Source organism: Mycobacterium sp. IS-836, assembly GCF_001954275.1.
Taxonomy (GTDB): domain Bacteria; phylum Actinomycetota; class Actinomycetes; order Mycobacteriales; family Mycobacteriaceae; genus Mycobacterium.
Genome location: NZ_MBEU01000052.1, coordinates 23,500 through 42,753, shown reverse-complemented (window position 1 = coordinate 42,753; position 19,254 = coordinate 23,500). Strand labels below are relative to the sequence as shown.

General features: G+C 69.1%; 18 protein-coding genes. 5 read left to right on the top strand and 13 right to left on the bottom strand.

Annotation, left to right across the window (positions count from 1 at the left end):
* Positions 1 to 8 precede the first annotated feature (8 nt).
* Entirely contained in the window at positions 9 to 971 is a 963-nt protein-coding gene (locus A5747_RS13660; protein WP_076125022.1) for an alpha/beta hydrolase, read from the top strand.
* On the opposite strand, the gene A5747_RS13655 is transcribed toward A5747_RS13660, so the two are convergent.
* The gene (locus tag A5747_RS13655; RefSeq protein WP_076125020.1) at positions 968 to 1,993 is read right to left on the bottom strand and encodes an AraC family transcriptional regulator; all 1,026 of its coding nucleotides are present in this window, start codon (positions 1,991 to 1,993) and stop codon (positions 968 to 970) included. The two genes, A5747_RS13660 and A5747_RS13655, sit on opposite strands and share 4 nt — an antisense overlap.
* 75 nt (positions 1,994 to 2,068) lie before the next feature.
* Between A5747_RS13655 and A5747_RS13650 the strand changes: the two genes are divergently transcribed.
* Genes A5747_RS13650 through A5747_RS13640 form a run of 3 tightly spaced genes read left to right on the top strand, consistent with a single transcriptional unit; the run spans position 2,069 to position 5,533 of the window.
* Entirely contained in the window at positions 2,069 to 3,454 is a 1,386-nt protein-coding gene (locus A5747_RS13650) for a cytochrome P450 (RefSeq protein WP_076125018.1), read from the top strand.
* A complete protein-coding gene (locus tag A5747_RS13645; RefSeq protein ID WP_076125016.1) occupies positions 3,451 to 4,929 on the top strand; it encodes an NAD(P)/FAD-dependent oxidoreductase in 1,479 nt (492 codons plus the stop codon). Before A5747_RS13650 ends, A5747_RS13645 begins: the two co-directional genes overlap by 4 nt.
* A 40-nt stretch (positions 4,930 to 4,969) precedes the next feature.
* On the top strand, positions 4,970 to 5,533 hold the full coding sequence (locus A5747_RS13640; RefSeq protein ID WP_076125014.1) for a pyridoxamine 5'-phosphate oxidase family protein: 564 nt from the start codon (positions 4,970 to 4,972) through the stop codon (positions 5,531 to 5,533).
* Here A5747_RS13640 and metK read toward each other — a convergent pair.
* The 5 genes from metK to mihF form a co-directional block, all read right to left on the bottom strand.
* Positions 5,526 to 6,737, bottom strand: coding sequence for a methionine adenosyltransferase (gene metK, locus A5747_RS13635; protein WP_076125012.1), 1,212 nt, complete (start codon positions 6,735 to 6,737; stop codon positions 5,526 to 5,528). The genes A5747_RS13640 and metK overlap by 8 nt on opposite strands.
* A 100-nt stretch (positions 6,738 to 6,837) precedes the next feature.
* On the bottom strand, positions 6,838 to 8,076 hold the full coding sequence (gene coaBC / locus A5747_RS13630) for a bifunctional phosphopantothenoylcysteine decarboxylase/phosphopantothenate--cysteine ligase CoaBC (protein WP_076125009.1): 1,239 nt from the start codon (positions 8,074 to 8,076) through the stop codon (positions 6,838 to 6,840).
* 15 nt (positions 8,077 to 8,091) lie between these two features.
* On the bottom strand, positions 8,092 to 8,424 hold the full coding sequence (gene rpoZ / locus A5747_RS13625) for a DNA-directed RNA polymerase subunit omega (RefSeq protein ID WP_076125007.1): 333 nt from the start codon (positions 8,422 to 8,424) through the stop codon (positions 8,092 to 8,094).
* A gap of 80 nt (positions 8,425 to 8,504) precedes the next feature.
* A complete protein-coding gene (gmk, locus tag A5747_RS13620) occupies positions 8,505 to 9,131 on the bottom strand; it encodes a guanylate kinase (protein ID WP_076125005.1) in 627 nt (208 codons plus the stop codon).
* Between the two features lie 56 nt (positions 9,132 to 9,187).
* Positions 9,188 to 9,502 (bottom strand): integration host factor, actinobacterial type, encoded by a 315-nt coding sequence (gene mihF, locus A5747_RS13615; RefSeq protein ID WP_076063029.1) that lies wholly within the window; start codon positions 9,500 to 9,502, stop codon positions 9,188 to 9,190.
* Between the two features lie 668 nt (positions 9,503 to 10,170).
* Between mihF and A5747_RS13610 the strand changes: the two genes are divergently transcribed.
* A complete protein-coding gene (locus tag A5747_RS13610) occupies positions 10,171 to 10,593 on the top strand; it encodes a molybdopterin-binding protein (protein WP_076125003.1) in 423 nt (140 codons plus the stop codon).
* Positions 10,594 to 10,601: 8 nt separating this feature from the next.
* Here A5747_RS13610 and pyrF read toward each other — a convergent pair whose 3' ends face one another.
* The 7 genes from pyrF to pyrR are packed head-to-tail and all read right to left on the bottom strand — an operon-like array spanning position 10,602 to position 19,202.
* On the bottom strand, positions 10,602 to 11,429 hold the full coding sequence (gene pyrF, locus A5747_RS13605) for an orotidine-5'-phosphate decarboxylase (RefSeq protein ID WP_076125001.1): 828 nt from the start codon (positions 11,427 to 11,429) through the stop codon (positions 10,602 to 10,604).
* Positions 11,426 to 14,785, bottom strand: coding sequence for a carbamoyl-phosphate synthase large subunit (gene carB, locus A5747_RS13600; protein ID WP_076124999.1), 3,360 nt, complete (start codon positions 14,783 to 14,785; stop codon positions 11,426 to 11,428). The genes pyrF and carB overlap by 4 nt, the downstream gene beginning before the upstream one ends.
* Positions 14,785 to 15,903 (bottom strand): glutamine-hydrolyzing carbamoyl-phosphate synthase small subunit, encoded by a 1,119-nt coding sequence (gene carA / locus A5747_RS13595; RefSeq protein WP_175611379.1) that lies wholly within the window; start codon positions 15,901 to 15,903, stop codon positions 14,785 to 14,787. The genes carB and carA overlap by 1 nt, the downstream gene beginning before the upstream one ends.
* Positions 15,900 to 16,409 (bottom strand): transporter, encoded by a 510-nt coding sequence (locus A5747_RS13590; protein ID WP_076124996.1) that lies wholly within the window; start codon positions 16,407 to 16,409, stop codon positions 15,900 to 15,902. The genes carA and A5747_RS13590 overlap by 4 nt, the downstream gene beginning before the upstream one ends.
* The gene (locus A5747_RS13585; protein WP_076124993.1) at positions 16,406 to 17,698 is read right to left on the bottom strand and encodes a dihydroorotase; all 1,293 of its coding nucleotides are present in this window, start codon (positions 17,696 to 17,698) and stop codon (positions 16,406 to 16,408) included. The genes A5747_RS13590 and A5747_RS13585 overlap by 4 nt, the downstream gene beginning before the upstream one ends.
* Positions 17,695 to 18,642, bottom strand: coding sequence for an aspartate carbamoyltransferase catalytic subunit (locus A5747_RS13580; protein ID WP_076064758.1), 948 nt, complete (start codon positions 18,640 to 18,642; stop codon positions 17,695 to 17,697). The genes A5747_RS13585 and A5747_RS13580 overlap by 4 nt, the downstream gene beginning before the upstream one ends.
* Positions 18,639 to 19,202 (bottom strand): bifunctional pyr operon transcriptional regulator/uracil phosphoribosyltransferase PyrR, encoded by a 564-nt coding sequence (gene pyrR, locus A5747_RS13575; protein WP_076124991.1) that lies wholly within the window; start codon positions 19,200 to 19,202, stop codon positions 18,639 to 18,641. The genes A5747_RS13580 and pyrR overlap by 4 nt, the downstream gene beginning before the upstream one ends.
* Between the last annotated feature and the right edge of the window lie 52 nt (positions 19,203 to 19,254).

Genomic DNA, 19,254 nt, shown 5'->3' with positions numbered 1-19,254 from the left:
TTGTACCAATGATTGAGCCCACCATCGCCCGACCAGGCATCGATCCGACGTTCAAGGCGCTGCTCGACGCCTACCCGATGACCTTCAAGGCAACCGACGGCGTGGAGGTCGCCCGCGCGCGGCTCAAGCAGCTTCAGGTGCCGGTGGAAATGCTTCCGCAGCTGCGGGTCGAGGAGCGGACGGTCGGGCACGGCGAGCTCGGCGACATTCCCGTTCGGATCTACTGGCCGGCCGGGGTGGATACGCCGTCGCCGATCGTCGTCTTCTATCACGGCGGCGGATTCGCGCTGGGCGACCTGGACACTCACGAGCCCGTCGCCCGCGCGCACGCGGTCGGCGCCGACGCCATCGTGGTGTCCGTCGACTACCGGCTCGCGCCGGAACATCCGTTCCCCGCCGCCGTCAACGATTCCTGGGCCGCGCTGCAGTGGGTCGCCGAGCACGCCGCCGAGCTGGGCGGCGACCCGGACCGGATCGCCGTCGCCGGCGACTCGGCGGGCGGCAACCTCGCCGCGGTCATGGCGCACCTCGCGCGCGAGAACGCCGGGCCCCAGCTGGCGTTCCAGCTGCTGTGGTACCCCGTTGTCACCGCCGATCTGTCACTGCCGTCGTACACCGAGAACGCCACCGCGCCGATCCTGGACCGCGACGTCATCGACGCCTTTCTGACCTGGTACCTGCCCGACATCGACATCAGCGACCCCACGACGCTGCCGGTAACCCTCGCCCCGGCCAACGCCCCCGACCTGTCCGGTCTGCCGCCCGCCTACATCGGGACCGCCGAACACGATCCGCTGCGCGACGACGGCGCCCGCTACGCGCAGCTGCTCAACGCCGCGGGCGTGCCCGCCGAACTGAGCAACGAGCCGACCCTGGTGCACGGCTACGCCAGCTTCGCCCTCGTGATCCCCGCGGCCGCCGAGGCCACCAACCGCGGGCTGGCGGCGCTGAAGAAGGCGCTGCACCCCTAGCCTTGGCGTGAATACGCGCTGGGCGCAACGCCATACCAGCGTTTGAACGCGTGCGAAAACGTCGAGACTTCGGTGTAACCCAGCCGGGTGGACACCTCCTCGACCGTCAGCCCGACATTGCGCAGCAAGTCCACGGCCACGGTGGATCTCGCTTCGTTGAGCAGCGCGCGGAACGACGTTCCTTCCTCGGCGAGCCGCCGGCGCAGCGTTCGCGGGTGCACGTCGAGCTCCTCGGCGACGTCGGGAAGCGTGGGGAACACACCGGAATCGCGGAACAGCTTGCTGCGCACGAGCGCGGTGATCCCTCGCCGGCCCTGGCTGTTCTGCATCAGCACGTCGCACTGCGCCATGCACATTTCCAGCGTGTGCCGGTCCGCCTGCGGCAGCGGCTCGTCGAACATGGCGCGCGGAATGCGCACCCTGTTGTGCGCCCGGCCGAACGCGACGTCGTGCACGGGGACGACGTCGAGCAGCGGCCGCAGCAGTTCCTCGTCGACCGCCAGTTCGGCTGATACCTGGTCGGCGTATTTCTCCGCGACCGGCAGCACGAAAGTGTTTGTGGTCGCTAGGATTCCAGCGATGTCGCGCTCGATGAAGAAGCCCCGCACATCCGCGGGCAGGTGGTCGGCGTCGAGCTCGATCACGCACTCCTCGGCGGTTTCGAACAACGCGAGGTTGATCTGCAACGTGGTCAGCGCGAAATAGCGCATCGCGATGGAAAACAGTTCCCGAAGGGTGCCGCACGACATGACGGCAAACCCGAACAATCCCAAATGGGTAAGCGTGGACCGGCTGCCCACATCGACGCCGATGCCGGCCTCGCCCGGAAGTCGGGCGAGCACGCGGCGCACCGCCTCGATCTCGTCGAGGGCGCTGACCATGGTGTCGGGGTTGTTCAGGTCGGCAGGGCCGATGGCGGTGCCCGCCAGCACCTCGCTGGTCGGCACCCCGTGTTCGTTGGCCACCTCGCACAGCACCCGGGTCGCGTGCACGGTGTGACTCAGCGTCGGCGGTTGGTCCATGCGATGTCCTAAACTCCCAACTCCTTGTCCGATAATCTCATTACTCGGCGCCGGCGTCACCCCTACAGTTGAGTCATGGCGACCCTCACCGCTGAGCGGCCGCTGGCGGGCCCCGCCAGACGCCTGAGCTTTTGGACGATGACGCGCGAGGCCCTCACCGTCGGATTCGACGTGGGCGACGGATTCATGAGCCGGATATCCGGCAGCGATATCGTTCGATTCCGCTGCGCCAGTAGGCGTTTCGTCTCGATCAGTCACCCCGACTACGTCGATCACGTGCTACACGAGGCGCGGCTGAAATACGTCAAGTCATCCGAATACGAGCCGATACGCGCCACCGCCGGCATCAACCTGCTCACCGACGAGGGTGATTCCTGGGCGGCGCACCGCGGCCAGCTGAACCCGACCTTCGCCCGGCGCCACCTGAACGGCATCGTCGACCTGATGATCGACCCCATCGCGGCCGTCACCGACGAGCTGCCGACGGGCACCCGCTTCGACATCCACCAGACGATGGTCGAGGCGACGCTGCGCGTGGTCGCCAATTCCCTGTTCAGCCAGGACTTCGGACCGCTGGTGGAAAGCATGAACGACCTGGCGACGCGCGGGCTGCGGCATGCCGAGCGGCTGCAACGACTCGGGCTGTGGGGCCTGATGCCGCCCCCCGTCTACGACGCGCTGCACTGGCTGGCCTTCTCCGGCGTCCGCATGCCGCCGCCCCTGCGCGACATGCAGGACATCACGCTGACCCTCGACCGCGCGGTCAACGCCGTGATCGATCACCGGATGCTGCACCCGACCGACTCCGCGGACCTGCTCAACGTGCTGCTGCGCGCCGACGGTGGGCGCTGGCCCCGTCAGCGGATCCGCGACGAGGCCCTGACGTTCATGCTCGCCGGTCACGAGACCACCGCCAACGCCATGTCCTGGTTCTGGTATCTGATGGCGCAGCACCCCGACGCCCGCGACCGGATGCTCGCCGAGATCGACGACGTGCTCGGCGCTCGCCGACCTACCGCCGACGACCTGGGCAGGCTGCCGTGGACCACCGCGTGCCTGCAGGAATCGCAGCGCTACTACTCGGCAGTGTGGACCATCTCGCGGCGGGCCATCGAGGAGGACGTGATCGGCGGCCACCACATCCGTCGCGGCACCACCGTCCTCATCCCGATCCATCACATTCACCACGACCCGCGCTGGTGGCCCGACCCGGAGACGTTCGATCCCAACCGTTTTTGCACACCATCCGACCGGCCCCGCTCGGCGTACCTGCCGTTCGGCGGCGGCCGGCGCATCTGCATCGGGCAGAGTTTCGCGATGATGGAGATGGTGCTGATGGCGGCGATCATGAGTCAGCGCTTTACCTTTGACCTCGCGCCCGGCCCGCCCGTCGAACTCGAGGCGACGCTGACGCTACGACCGAAGGACGGAGTGCACGTGATCGGAAAGCCACGCGCATGAACCCCGACTACGATGCCCTGATCGTCGGCGCCGGGTTCTCCGGTATCGGCGCCGCGATCAAGCTCGACAAGGCCCGGCTGCCCAATTACCTCGTGGTCGAGGCCGGCGACGGTGTCGGCGGCACCTGGCACTGGAACACCTATCCCGGTATCGCCGTGGACATTCCGTCGTTTTCCTACCAGTACTCGTTCGAGCAGAGCCCGCGCTGGTCGCGAACCTACGCCCCGGGCCACGAGCTGAAGGCCTACGCCGAACACTGCGTGGACAAGTACGACATCCGGTCGCGGATCCGGTTCAACACCAAGGTGCTTTCCGCCGAGTTCGACGACGAGCGATCGCTGTGGCGGGTGCAGACCGACCCCGGCGGCGAAATCACCGCCAGGTTCTTGATCAGCGCCAGCGGCGTGCTGACCGTGCCGAATCTGCCCGACATCGACGGCGTGGACTCGTTCGCCGGCATCACCATGCACACCGCACGGTGGGATCACGCGCAGGACCTCACGGGCAAGCGCGTTGCGATCATCGGCACCGGCGCGTCGGCGGTGCAAGTCATCCCCGAGATCGCCCCAATCGTCAAGCAGCTCACCGTGTTTCAGCGCACCCCGATCTGGTGCTTCCCGAAGTTCGACGTCCCGCTGCCCGCACCGGCGCGCTGGGCGATGCGCATCCCCGGCGGCAAGGTCGTGCAGCGGCTGATCACCCAGGCCTTCGTCGAGGTGACCTTCCCGATCGCGGTGCAGTACTTCACCGTGTTTCCGGTGGCCAAGAGGATGGAGTCGGCCGGGCTGCGCTACCTGCGTCAGCAGGTCCACGACCCGGCGGTGCGCGAGCAACTCACGCCGCGCTACGCCGTGGGCTGTAAACGGCCGGGCTTCCACAACACGTATCTGGCCACCTTCAACCGCGACAACGTGCGGCTGGTCACGGAACCGATCGACAAGATCACCCCCGCGGCGGTGGCCACCACCGACGGCGAAAACCACGAGGTCGACGTGCTGATCCTGGCGACGGGCTTCAAGGTGATGGACACCGACAACGTCCCGACCTTCGCGGTCACCGGAAGCGGCGGCCGGTCGTTGAGCCGCTTCTGGGACGAGCATCGCCTGCAGGCCTACGAGGGCGTCAGCATTCCCGGTTTCCCCAACATGTTCATCGTATTCGGCCCCTACGGCTACGTCGGCTCGTCGTATTTCGCGCTGATCGAGACCCAGACCCACCACATCGTGCGGTGCCTGAAGCACGCGCGGCGCAAGGGCGCGACGCGGGTCGAGGTCACCGAGGAGGCCAACGACCGCTACTTCGCCGAGATGATGCGCAAGCGACACCGGCAGATCTTCTGGCAGGACAGCTGCCGGCAGGCCAACAGCTACTACTTCGACAAGAACGGCGACGTGCCGCTGCGCCCGGCCACCACGTTGCAGACCTACTGGCGCAGCCGGCGTTTCGACCTCGACGACTACCGATTCACCGGCTAGACCGCAAATTCGGTTGCGGCCTTGCATTAGGCTTCGACGCGTGGCGAAAGAGTTTTCGCGTATCGACGAGTCGCTGCGGGAGTTCATCGGCGAGCAGGCCGTGTTCTTCGTGGCCACCGCTCCGTCCGAAGGCGGCCGGATCAACCTCTCCCCCAAGGGGTATCGGGACACGTTCGCGGTGCTGGACGACCACACCGTGGCCTACCTGGACATGTTCGGCAGCGGTGTGGAAACCATCGCCCACCTGCGCGACAACGGCCGCGTCACCATCATGTTCTGCTCGTTCACCCGCAACTCGCGGATCCTGCGATTGTTCGGCACCGGCCGCGCGGTCCGGCCCGACGACGCCGAATTCGCGGGCCTGCGAACGCATTTCGGAGGCGAGCATCCGGGCGTGCGTGCCGTCATCGTGATCGATGTCGAGCGCATCGCCGACGCCTGCGGGTTCGCGGTGCCCTACTACGACCTCGTCGACGAGCGGCCGGTGCTCGACGCGCATCACGCCAAGGCGCCCGCCGAGTCCTATGTTCGCCTGGTCGAACGCAATCGGCGCAGCATCGACGGCCTGCCCGCGTTAGAGCCCGACCACCCGCTGCCTAGATAGCGCGCTTGAGCTCGTCGACCATGTTCAGCTGCTCCCACGGCAGCTCGACGTCGGTGCGGCCGAAGTGCCCGTAGGCGGCCGTCTGCGCGTAGATCGGGCGCAGCAGGTCCAGGTCGCGGATGATCGCGCCGGGCCGCAGGTCGAACACCTCGGGCACGATCTTCTCGATCTTGACCGGGTCGACGATCGCGGTGCCGAACGTCTCGATGAACAGCCCGACCGGGGCGGCCTTGCCGATGGCGTAGGCCACCTGCACCTCGACCCGCTCCGCCAGGCCGGCGGCGACGATGTTCTTTGCCACCCAGCGCATCGCGTACGCCGCCGAACGGTCCACCTTGGACGGATCCTTGCCGGAGAAGGCGCCGCCGCCGTGGCGGGCCCAGCCGCCGTAGGTGTCGACGATGATCTTGCGGCCGGTCAGGCCGGCGTCCCCCATCGGGCCGCCGAGGACGAACTTCCCCGTCGGGTTGACCAGCACCCGGGTCGCCGACGAGTCCAGCGTCTCGTGTGCAAGGTCCGCCAGCACGGTCTTCAGCACATGCTCCCGGATGTCGGGATCCAGCTTCTTCTCCAGGTCGATGCCGTCGGCGTGCTGGGTGGACACGACCACGGTGTCCAGCCGGACCGGCACGTCGTCCTCGTACTCGATGGTGACCTGCGTCTTGCCGTCCGGCCGCAGGTAGGGCAGCGTGCCATTCTTGCGGACCTCGGTCAGCCGCCGCGACAGGCGGTGCGCCAACGCGATGGGCAGCGGCATCAGCTCCGGGGTGTCGTTGATCGCGTAGCCGAACATCAGGCCCTGGTCGCCGGCCCCCTGGAGGTCCAGCGGATCCTGCTCGCCCTCGACGCGGGCCTCGTAGGCGGTGTCGACGCCCTGCGCGATGTCGGGCGACTGCGCGCCGATGCCGATGTTCACGCCGCACGACGCGCCGTCGAAGCCCTTGTCCGACGAGTCGTAGCCGATCTCCAGGATGCGCGCGCGCACCGTGTTCGTGATGTCCGCGAACGCCTCTTTCGCCGTCGTCGTCACCTCGCCCACGACGTGCACCTGCCCGGTGGTCACCAGGGTCTCGACCGCGACACGTGAGCGGGGGTCCTCCGCCAAAAGCGCGTCGAGGACCGAGTCGCTGATCGCGTCACAGATTTTGTCGGGATGTCCCTCGGTCACCGACTCACTGGTAAACAGCCGACCCTTCTCGCTCACTCTGTCATCCTTCCAGTCACCCTCACCCAAAACTTAGTTAGACAAATTATTTTAACGCCCTAGGCTCAACCGGCCCAGCCGGGCGCATGCAACCGTATCGCTAGCCCGTGTGGTGCAGAAACGCCACGATCGCATCAACGATACGACTGGCCATCAGCGTCTTGGAACCGTGCTGCAGCGCGGACTCGGCGCCGTCGGACGCCAGCAGCCAGCCGTCGTTGCTGTCCACCTCGAACGCCCTGCCGTCGCCCACGGCGTTGACGACCAACAGGTCACAGCCCTTGCGCCGCAACTTCTCTCGGGCATGAAAGAGCACATCGCCGTTGGCGTCGCCGGTCTCGGCGGCGAACCCCACGATGGCCCGCATGTTGGGCAGGTCGCCGTGGGCGCGGGCCCGCACCGCGCCGGCCAGCACGTCGTCGTTGCGCACCAGCTCGATCGTGGGGGGGTCGTCGCCACCCTTTTTGATCTTGGCGGCGGCAACCTGCGCGGGCCGGAAGTCGGCCACCGCGGCCGCCATCACCAGCACGTCGGCGTCGGGGGCGTGCTTGGACACCGCCTCCCCGAGCTGCTGCGCCGAACTGACGTGGACGACGTGGACGCCGGCGGGGTCGATGAGGCCGGCGGTGTGCCCGGCGATCAGGGTGACCTCGGCGCCGCGCTGCGCGGCGACCCGGGCGACTGCGTAGCCCTGCTTGCCGGAGCTGCGGTTGCCGACGAAACGGACGGGATCGATCGGTTCGCGGGTGCCACCGGCGGTCACCAGCAGCTTGCAGCCGGCGAGGTCGTAGGGCAACGCGTCGTGGCGCTCCAGCAGCAGGTGGGCAAGTGTGGTGATCTCCTCGGCCTCGGGCAGCCGTCCGGCCCCGCTGTCGGCGCCGGTGAGGCGCCCGGATGCGGGTTCCAGCACAACTGCCCCGCGGCGGCGCAAAGTCGCCACGTTGTCGACGGTGGCCGGGTGCAACCACATCTCGGTGTGCATCGCGGGTGCGAACAGCACCGGACATCGCGCCGTGAGCAGCGTCGCGGTCAGCAGGTCGTCGGCGCGGCCGTGCACGGCCCGGGCCAGCAGGTCGGCGGTGGCGGGTGCGACGACGACCAGGTCGGCCTGCTGCCCCAGCCGCACATGCGGCACCTCGGGAACGTCGGAGAAGACGCCGGTGTGGACCGGCTGTCCGGAAAGCGCCTCGAAAGTGGCGGCCCCGACGAAGCGCAACGCGGATTCGGTGGGGATGACGCGGACCTCATGACCGGCCTCGGCGAGCTGACGAACGACGGTGCACGCCTTGTAGGCGGCGATGCCACCGGAGACGCCGACGACGATCCGCTTGCGGTCCACAGCGCGCCCGGCCTGTTACTCGCCCTCGGTGTGTTCGAGCAGGTCGGCGTGGATCTCGCGCATCGCGATGGACAGCGGCTTTTCCTGCAGCCCGGGCTCTACCAGCGGACCCACGTACTCGAGGATGCCTTCGCCGAGCTGGTTGTAGTAGTCGTTGATCTGCCGGGCCCGTTTGGCCGCGTAGATCACCAGCGCGTACTTGCTCGAGACGCGGTCCAGCAATTCGTCGATGGGCGGGTTGGTGATGCCCAACGGGGTGTCGTAGGCGCCCTGCCCAGTTGACGACGGATCGAACTGATCCAGGGCGGGCACGGCGGCTAGCGACGCGTCGGACTGCGGAATGCTCACTTAAGAAAATCTCCTGGCGGCGTAGAAGCGGTGGGAAACTCGATGCGTGATCGGTTTGGGTCCGGCGCTGACCAGGCGACTCAATCCGGGCCAGGCGCGGTTGCCACCAGCAAGGATACCAATTCCGCGCACGCAGACTCCAATCGACTGTTGACCACGACCTCGTCGAAGTCGTCCTGTGCCGCCAGCTCGACGCGGGCGGTGTCCAGCCGGCGCTGGATCACCTCGGGCGTCTCGGTGCCGCGGCCCACGAGCCTGGACTCCAGGTCCTCCCAGCTGGGTGGCGCCAGAAACACCGCAATCGCTTCGGGCATCGCCCGCTTGACGGCCCTGGCCCCGGCCAGATCGACCTCGATGAGCACCGGGCGCCCGGACGCCGCGGCGGCGCGCACCGGCTCGGCCAAGGTGCCCGATCGGTGCAGCCCGCCGTGGATCTCGGCCCACTCCAGCAGGGCGCCCTCGTCGATGAGTTCTTGAAAGCGGGCGGGGCTCACGAAGTGGTAGTCGACGCCGTCGACCTCCCCGGGCCGCGGCGCCCGCGTCGTGGCGGAAACGCTGAAATGCAGGTTGGGGATCCGCTCACGCAGGCAGCGGACCACCGTGGACTTGCCGACCGCGGAGGGACCGGACAGCACGACCACGCGTCCGTTGCCGATCGGCTCGGGACGCGCCCCGTACTCGACGTCCGGTCCCCCGCTCGCGCTCATCGGCGCTCCTGGGTCGGTGCCCGCACAGGCCGTTCGGCCTGCATCGCGCGGCCGGGTTAGGAGCCGAACTTTTCCAGCAGGGCCTTGCGCTGACGGTCGCCGAGACCACGCAGACGGCGAGTCGGCGCGATTTCCAGCTCGGTCATGATTTCCTGCGCCTTGACCTTGCCCACCTTCGGCAAAGCCTCCAACAGCGCAGAAACCTTCATCTTGCCCAAGACTTCGTTGGTCTCGGCGTCCTTGAGCACCTGGGTCAGGCTGGTGCCACCGCGCTTCAGCCGGTCCTTGAGCTCTGCTCGCGCTCGACGTGCGGCAGCCGCCTTCTCCAACGCGGCCGCGCGCTGCTCGTCGGTCAACTGGGGAAGGGCCACGATTCCTCCGTATCTGATCAATCTCTCGATCTTGTGTCTCTGCCGGGTACTTCAGCCAGCGGAGACGACCGTACTCAGCCTTCCTGACGAAATCTAACCCGACCCCCCTGGTTATTGGGGTAAATGGGCAGGTCGACCCGCCGTGCGGGTCAGGCCGGGGGTCCCTTTGGGGGCCCGGAAACCGGCTGGACACGGCGCCATTTCGGGGCCATCGGCCCGGCGATTTTGCGCCATTTTCGGCCCTCTACCTGGGATTTTGTGGCGCCGCACCGCCGTCGGGCGCCGAGCCGCCGGGACTCGCGGCCGGCGGCGCCGACGGTCGCGAGAACTCGTGCGGCGGATCTCGCAATTTCGCATGGCGTGTCGCGCGTGTCGCGCCACGGTCAGCGGCAGGTCGGCGACCCCGCGACGGCGATTTCGGCCGCGTTTCCGCCCGCCGAAGCGCCGGTGGCCCGGCCCGGAATCGCTGCTTTCGCGGCCCCTCGGCCGCCTTCCCGGGCGCGCCGGGCGCACCCCGACCCGCCCGACCGCGCGATCGAAATGCCGGGACCCCGGCCCGAGGGCCGGCCGCGGCGGCAGCCGCATTCGTCGCCGGCCACCGGGCCGGGCCGCGGCTTTGCGCCTCGGACCCAGCAAACAAACTTGGGGCCGGTTGATACGATCGGGCCGTGCCGAGTCTGCGCATCCGTCAGGCGGCCGAGCTGCTGGGAGTCAGCGACGACACCGTCCGGCGATGGATCAACAACGGCACGCTGGCGGTGGGTCTGGACGCGGCCGGGCGCAAGGTGATCGCCAGCGAGGACCTCGCCGAGTTTGCCCGGACCAACGCGCCGACGCCGCCGCCGGATCCGCTGAGCATCGGCAGCTCCGCCCGCAACCGGTTCGTCGGCCTGGTCACCGAGGTCACCCGCGACAAGGTCATGACCCAGGTCGAAATGCAGTGCGGTCCCTTCACCGTCGTGTCGCTGATGAGCACCGCTGCCGCCGACGAGTTGAAGCTGCAGCCGGGCAGCGTCGCCGTGGCCGTCGTCAAGGCCACGACAGTCATCGTCGAAACCGCGAGACCCGGCACGGCGGTGGCGTCGGACTGAGGCAGCGCCTACAGCGTGGACAGGTACGCGACGGCGTCGAGCATCCGTTCGCCCGCCGCCCGCAGGTCCCCCACGCTCGGTCCGGCCCGCAGCACCTCGCGCGCGACCGCGGGCAGCAGCTGGCCGGGCGCCGCCCCGCCCAGGCCGGCGAGCGCCTCGGGGCGCCCGCCCTGCGCCCCTAGCCCGGGCACCAGCACCGGTCCGCCCAGCTCGCTGACGTCGGGCGCCTCGAACACTGTCGCGCCGAGCACCACGCCGACGTATCCGGGCTCGGGCACCGTGGCGGAACGGTTGACCACCGCCGCCTGGTCGACGATCAGCTGCGCCACCGTCCGGCCGTCGAAGGTGGCGCGCTGCACCGTGCCGCCCTCCGGGTTGGAGGTTGCCGCCAGCACGAACACCCCGCGGTCGTGCGCCGCGGCGGCTTCCAGCAGCGGCCGCAGCGAGCCGAAGCCCAGGTACGGCGAGGCCGTCACGGCGTCGGCGGCCAGCGGCGAATCGCCCGCCCACGCCTCGGCGTAGGCGGCCATCGTCGTCCCGATGTCGCCGCGCTTGGCGTCGGCCAGCACCAGCACTCCCGCGGAGCGCAGCGCTGCGATGGTGCGCTCGAGGACCGCGAATCCCGCGGCGCCGTAGGCCTCGAAGAACGCCACCTGCGGCTTGACGACGGCGAAGCCGGCGTAGGCCTCGATGCAGATGTCGCAGAACGCGGCCAGCCCGTCGGCGGTGGTCGGCAGGTCCCAGGCCCGCAGCAGCTCGGGATGGGGGTCGATGCCCAGGCACAGCGGCCCGCGGGCCAGCTTGGCCGCGGCCAGCCGGGCGCCGAACCCCGTCACTTTGCGCCACCCGGACCGATGACGCTGTGCAGTTCCTGCAGCGACCGCACGCCGATGTCGCCACGGATCCCCGCTTCGATGCCCTGCACGGCGGCCGACGCGCCCTGCACCGTCGTGACGCACGGGATGTTCACGGCCACCGCGGCCGAGCGGATTTCGTAACCGTCGATGCGCGGGCCGGAGTTGCCGTAGGGGGTGTTGATCACCATGTCGACCTCGCCGGCCTTGATCGCGTCGACGGCGGACGCCGCGGGCCGGTCCGGCTGCGGCGGCTCGAAGTGCTTTCGAACCTCGTCGCAAGGAATCCCGTTGCGGCGCAACATCTCCGCGGTGCCTTCGGTGGCGAGAACGCGGAAGCCCAGATCGGCCAGCCGCTTGACGGGAAACACCAGCGACCGCTTGTCGCGGTTGGCGACCGAGACGAACACGGTGCCCTCGGCCGGTAGCGATCCATAGGCGGCGGTTTGGCTCTTGGCGAAGGCGCTGCCGAAGTCGCGGTCGATCCCCATCACCTCGCCCGTCGACTTCATCTCCGGGCCCAGCAGCGAATCGATGGCCGCCCCGTCCGCGCGGCGGAACCGGTGGAACGGCAACACCGCCTCCTTGACCGCGATCGGCGCGTTCAGCGCCGCGTGGGCACCGTCCCCGTCCGGCACCAGCATTCCCTCGTCGCGCAGCTGGGAAATGGTGGCGCCCAGCATGATCCGGGCGCACGCCTTCGCGAGTGGAATCGCCGTGGCCTTCGACACGAACGGAACCGTGCGGCTGGCACGCGGGTTGGCCTCCAGGACGTAGAGCACGTCGTCCTTGAGGGCGTACTGCACGTTGAGCAGACCCACCACGCCGATGCCGTGCGCGATGGCCTCGGTGGCGCGGCGGACCTTCTCGATGTCGCTGCGGCCCAACGTCACCGGCGGCAGCGCGCAGGCCGAGTCCCCGGAGTGGATGCCGGCCTCCTCGATGTGCTCCATGATGCCGCCGATGTAGACCTCGGCGCCGTCGCACAGCGCGTCGACGTCGATCTCCACCGCGTCCTCCAGGAAACGGTCGACGAGCACCGGGTGCTCGGGCGACAGCTCGGTGGCGCGGGTGATGTAGCCGCGCAGCGTCTCCTCGTCGTAGACGATCTCCATGCCGCGCCCGCCCAGCACGTACGACGGCCGCACCAGCACCGGGTAGCCGATGTCCGCGGCGATCCGGCGGGCCTGGTCGAAAGTCGTTGCGGTGCCGTATTTCGGCGCGGGCAGCCCGGCGGTACGCAGCACGTCACCGAACGCGCCGCGGTCCTCGGCCAGGTCGATGGCCTCCGGCGGGGTGCCCACGATGGGAACCCCGGCGTCGAAGAGCCGCTGGGCCAGTCCCAGCGGCGTCTGCCCGCCGAGTTGCACGATGACCCCGACCACCCCGGGGCCGCCCGCCGCGGACTGGGATTCCGCACGGAATACTTCCAGCACGTCCTCGAAGGTCAGCGGCTCGAAGTACAGCCGGTCGGCCGTGTCGTAGTCAGTGGACACCGTCTCCGGGTTGCAGTTGACCATCACCGTTTCAAAACCGGCCTGGCTCAACGTGGTTGCCGCGTGCACACAGCTGTAGTCGAATTCGATGCCCTGGCCGATCCGGTTCGGCCCCGAACCCAGGATCAGCACCTTGGGCCTCTCGGCCTGCGGCGCCACCTCGGTCTCGGCGGCCGGGTCCAGTTCGTAGCTGCTGTAGTGGTAGGGCGTCTTGGCCTCGAACTCCGCGGCGCAAGTGTCGACCGTTTTGTACACCGGGTGGATGTCGAGGCGCTCGCGCAGGGACCGGACACCGTCCTCGCCGGCCAATTCCGGTCTCAGGGCCGCGATCTGGCGGTCGGACAGCCCGCTGTGCTTGGCCCGCCGCAGCAGGTCGACATCGAGCACCGGGGCGGCGACCAGCTCGGCGCGCAGCGTTCCCAGCTCGCCGATCTGCGCGACGAACCACGGGTCGACGCCGCTGGCCTCGGCGACCTGCTCGACCGACGCGCCCAGCCGCAGCGCCAGTTCGATGTCGTAGAGCCGGCCTTCGGTCGGAGTCTGCAGGCGGGCCAGCACCTCGGTCACTGTTCCTTCTGGGCCGTCGGGATCGGGTTTCGTCCAGAAGCCGGCACGGCCCGTTTCCAGCGACCGCATCACCTTGCCCAGCGCCTCGATGAAGTTGCGGCCCAGCGACATTGCCTCCCCGACGGATTTCATCGTCGTGGTCAGCGTTGGATCTGCGCCGGGGAATTTCTCGAACGCGAACCGCGGCGCCTTGACCACGACGTAGTCCAGTGTCGGCTCGAAGCAGGCGGGCGTTTCTTTGGTGATGTCGTTGACGATCTCGTCGAGGGTGTAGCCGATGGCCAGCTTGGCCGCGATCTTGGCGATCGGAAAGCCGGTGGCCTTGGAGGCCAGCGCACTCGATCGGGAAACCCGCGGATTCATCTCGACGACGATCAGCCGGCCGTCGCGCGGGTTGACCGCGAATTGGATGTTGCACCCGCCGGTGTCCACCCCGACCTCGCGCAGGATCGCGATGCCGAGATCGCGCATCCGCTGGTATTCGCGGTCGGTCAGCGTCATCGCCGGCGCGACGGTGACCGAGTCGCCGGTGTGCACGCCCATCGGGTCGACGTTCTCGATGGAGCACACCACCACGACGTTGTCGTGGCCGTCGCGCATCAGCTCGAGCTCGAATTCCTTCCAGCCGTAGATCGATTCCTCGATCAGCACGTTGGCGCTCGGGCTCGCGGCCAGACCGGCACCAGCCATCCGGTCGACCTCTTCGGCCGAATGCGCCATGCCCGAGCCCAGGCCGCCCATCGTGAAGCTGGGCCGCACCACCACCGGCAGGCCGAGATCCTCGACGGTCTCGCGGACCTCGTCCATCGTGAAACACACTCGGCTGCGGGCGGATTCGCCGCCGACCTTGGCGACGATATCCTTGAACCGCTGCCGGTCCTCGCCGCGCTGGATCGCCTCGAAATCCGCGCCGATCAGTTCGACGCCGTAGCGCTCCAGCACGCCGTTCTCGTACAGGGCGACGGCCGTGTTGAGCGCGGTCTGCCCGCCGAGGGTGGCCAGCAGCGCGTCGATCTTGTTGCCGCGCTCGGCCTGCTGGGCGATCACCCGCTCCACGAACGACGGGGTGATCGGTTCGACGTAGGTGTGATCGGCGTACTCCGGGTCGGTCATGATGGTGGCCGGGTTGGAGTTGACGAGGCTGACCTGCAGCCCGTCGGCGCGCAGCACCCGGCAGGCCTGGGTGCCGGAGTAGTCGAATTCGCAGGCCTGCCCGATGACGATCGGCCCCGAGCCGATCACCAGCACGTGGTTGAGGTCAGTCCGCCGCGGCACTAGCGGCTTCCTTCCATGAGGTCGACGAATTGGTCGAACAGATAATTCGCGTCGTGGGGACCCGCGGCGGCCTCCGGGTGGTATTGCACCGAAAATGCCTTTCCATCGGCGAGTTTGACGCCCTCGACCACCCCGTCGTTGGCGCAGGTGTGGCTGACGACCGCGGGCCCGAACGGCGTGTCGAACGACTGGCCCGCCTCGCCTTCCAGCGCGAACCCGTGGTTCTGCGCGGTCACCGCGACTCGGCCGGTGGCGTGGTCGATGACGGGGACGTTGATGCCGCGGTGACCGAACACCATCTTGTAGGTGGACAGGCCCAGCGCCCGGCCCAGGATCTGGTTGCCGAAACAGATTCCGAACAACGGGATTCCGGCGCCGATCACCTCCCGGGTGAGCCCGACGACGTGGTCGGCCGTGGCCGGGTCGCCGGGCCCGTTGGACAGGAACACGCCGTCCGGCTTGAGCTCGGCGATCTGCTCGAAGGTCGCCGATGCGGGCAGCACATGGCTGCGGATGCCGCGACGGGCGAAGTTGCGTGGGGTGTTGGTCTTGATCCCGAGGTCCAGCGCGGCCACGGTAAACCGCTGCGGCCCTTCGGGTTCGACGATGTAGGTGCCGTCGGTGCTGACCTCGCCGGCCAGATCGGCGCCCAGCATCGACCGCTGGCCCCGCACCCGCTCCAGCAGTTCGGCGGGCTCGGCGAGCGCGTCACCGGAGAACACCCCGGCCTTCATCGAGCCGCGGCTGCGCAGGTGCCGCACCACCGCGCGGGTGTCGATGCCGGCGATCCCGACGATGTTCTGCCGGACCAGCTCGTCGTCCAGCGTGCCGGTGGCGCGCCAGTTTGACGCACGCGGCGACGGGTCGCGCACCGCGTAGCCGGCGACCCAGATCTTGTCGCCGCGGCTCTCGGCGTCCTCCTCGTTCCAGCCGGTGTTGCCGATCTGCGGCGCCGTGGCCACCACGATCTGCCGGTGATAGCTGGGGTCGGTGAGCGTCTCCTGATAGCCGGACATGCCGGTGGAAAACACCGCCTCCCCGAGGGTTTGGCCGATCGCGCCGAACGGCGTGCCGGTGAAGACGCGGCCGTCCTCGAGCACCAGTAGGGCCTTGCTCACGCGGCTCCCTCCTGCGGGTCTGACAGCCAGGCGTCGTAGTCGGCGCGGTGGTCCGCGCGGAATCCGGTGTCGATCTCGCCGCCCGATGGCAGCCGCCAACGGATCGCCAGTATCCCAATGCGCGCCACCACCTTGGCTCCGATGGCGCGCTCCATGCGGATGGCCACGATCGACTCGTCCGGAATCCAAATCGGTTTGGCGCGAACGCGTTCCAACAGGATCCCCTCGGGGTAGCGGGTCAGCACCGCTTTGCTCCGATAGCCGAGATCGCCGGCGACGATGCGCTCGTTCCAGGCCGGTGCGACGGCGCAGCCGCAGTAGAGGCCGCGGGTCGTCAGGGTCGCGGAGCTCACCTCGTCGGGCATGTCGGGCAACTCCCCGATCACCGCCTGCTGCCGTTGGCCGCGGCGCTGCCAGGAACGCATCATCACCTGAATCACCACGGCGATCACCACCACCAGCACGGCCGCGAAGATCAGCGACCCCACCAGCGTTCCCGAATTCATGCCGGACTCTTCCCGTCGCGGGCGGTGATCTTGCCGCGCAGCAGGGTCGCAGTCACGGTGGCGGGCAAGGTCATCGCCTCGTAGGGCGTGTTGGCCGACCGGCTGGCCAGGTCGCCCCCGGCGACCGTCCAGGTGGCGTCCGGGTCCACCACGGTCAGGTTCGCCGGCTCCCCCACCTCGAGTGGCCGGCCGTGGTCGGGCAGGCCGACGATGCGCGCCGGGTTCTCGCTCATCACCCGGGCGACGTCGCGCCAGGTCAACAACCCGGGCGTCACCATCGTGCTCGCCACCACGGACAGGGCCGTCTGCAGCCCCAGCATGCCGGGGCGCGCCGCGGAGAACTCGACGCACTTTTCGTGCTCGGCGTGCGGGGCGTGATCGGTGGCCACACAGTCGATTACCCCGTCGGCGAGCGCCTGACGCAGCGCGACCGCGTCGGCGGCCTCGCGCAGCGGCGGGTTGACCCGGTTGACCCCGTCGTAGCTGGCCAGTCTTGCGTCGTCGAGGAGCAGATGATGCGGCGTGACCTCGGCGGTGATCGAAATGCCCTGCGCCTTAGCCCATTTCAGGATTTCGACGGTTCCCGCGGTAGAGGCGTGGCAGATGTGCACCCGGGCGCCGGCGTCGCGGGCCAGCAGCGCGTCGCGGGCGACGATCGATTCCTCGGCGGCCCGCGGCCATCCCGCGAGTCCCAGCAGCGCGGCCGTGGGCCCCTCGTGGGCGACCGCGCCGACCGTCAGCCGGGGCTCCTCGGCGTGCTGGGCGATCAGCACCCCCAGCCCGGTCGCATACTCCAGGGCGCGGCGCATGATCAGCGGGTCGTGCACGCAGATGCCGTCGTCGGAGAACATGCGCACCTGCGCGGCGCCGGCGGCCATCATGCCCATCTCGGTGAGCTCGGCCCCGGCCAGCCCGACGGTGACGGCGCCGACGGGATGCACGTCGACGAGGCCGACCTGCTGGCCGCGGTGCCACACGTGGTCGGTGACCACCGGGCTGTCGGCGACGGGGTTGGTGTTGGCCATCGCGAACACGGCCGTGTAGCCGCCCAAAGCCGCGGCCGCCGAACCGGTTTCGATGTCCTCGGCGTATTCGCGGCCGGGCTCGCGCAGGTGGGTGTGCAGGTCGACGAACCCGGGCAGCAGCACGTGGTCGGTGGCGTCGATGACGTCGGCGGTGTCCGGAATGGCAAGACCCGGCCCGATGTCGGCGATCTGGCCGTCATCGACCAGGACGTCGACCCGGTCACCCTCGCCGTAGGGGCGCACGCCGCGGATCAGGACGCTCATGCCGCGATCTCCTGCGCGCCCACCAGCACGTGGAACAGGACGGCCATCCGGACGTGGACACCGTTGGAAACCTGTTGCAACACAGCCGATTGCGACGAATCGGCCACCGAGGACGCGATCTCCATGCCGCGCACCATCGGCCCCGGGTGCAGCACCACGGCATGGCCGGGAAGCATCGCCTGGCGCCGATCGGAAAGCCCGTAGCGCACCGAGTACTCGCGCACCGAGGGGAAGAAGCCGCCGTTCATCCGCTCGGCCTGCACCCGCAGCATCAGCACGGCGTCGGCCGCGGGCAACTCGGCGTCGAAGTCATACGAGACGGTGGCCGGCCAGCCGTCGACGCCGACCGGCAGGAGCGTCGGCGGCGCCACCAGCACCACCTCGGCGCCCAGGGTGTCCAGCAACACGACGTTGGACCGCGCGACGCGGCTGTGCAGGATGTCGCCGACGATCACGATGCGCCGGCCCTCGATGCCGCCGAGCCGCTGGCGGATGGTCAGCGCGTCGAGCAGCGCCTGCGTCGGATGCTCGTGCGTGCCGTCGCCGGCGTTGATGACCGACGGCCCCTCGCCGTCCGCCGGCGCCGTCCAGTCGGCGAGCAGGTGGGCGGCACCGGAGGCCGGGTGCCGGATGATCAGCGCGTCGGCGCCGGCGGCCCGCAGCGTCAGCGCGGTGTCGCGCAGCGACTCGCCCTTGCCCACCGACGATCCGGCCGCGCTCACGTTGATCACGTCGGCGCTCATCCACTTCCCGGCCACCTCGAACGACACCCGGGTGCGGGTCGAGTTCTCGTAGAACATCGTGATCACGGTGCGGCCGCGCAGCGTCGGCAGCTTCTTGATCTCGCGGCCGACCAGGGCCTGCGCGAAGCGGTCCGCGTCATCGAGGATGGCGGTGGCGTCGTCGCGGCTGAGGTCGCCGGCGGTCAGCAGGTGGCGGGTCATCGGGAGATCACCACCCCGTCGCGGCCGTCGTGCTCGGCGAGTTGCACGTGCACGCTCTCGGTGCGTGAGGTCGGCACGTTCTTGCCGACATAGTCGGCGCGCAGCGGTAATTCGCGGTGGCCGCGGTCGACCAGCACCGCGAGCTGCACGGCGCGCGGCCGGCCCACGTCGCGCAGCGCGTCCAGGGCCGAGCGCACCGAGCGCCCGGAATACAGCACGTCGTCGACGAGGATCACCAGCGCGTCGTCGACGCCGCCGGCCGGGATCGACGTGGCCTCCAGCGGGCGGGGCGGCTTTTGCATCAGGTCGTCGCGGTACAGCGTGATGTCGAGGGCGCCGTGGCCGACCTCGACACCGCTGTATTCGCCGATGTTGGTGGCCAGGCGCTGGGCCAGGATCACACCGCGGGTCGGGATGCCGAGCAGCACCACCCGTGGGGCGTCGGGACTGTCGAGCGCGGTCTTTTCGATGATCTGATGCGCGATGCGCGAAATGGTGCGACCGACGTCGGCCGCAGACATCAATTCCCTGCCGCTGGCGGCATCACCCGCGGCACCCATGCGAGATCTTGACCTCCTTCTCCGCCTCTCTGGACGGATCGTTAAAGGATGT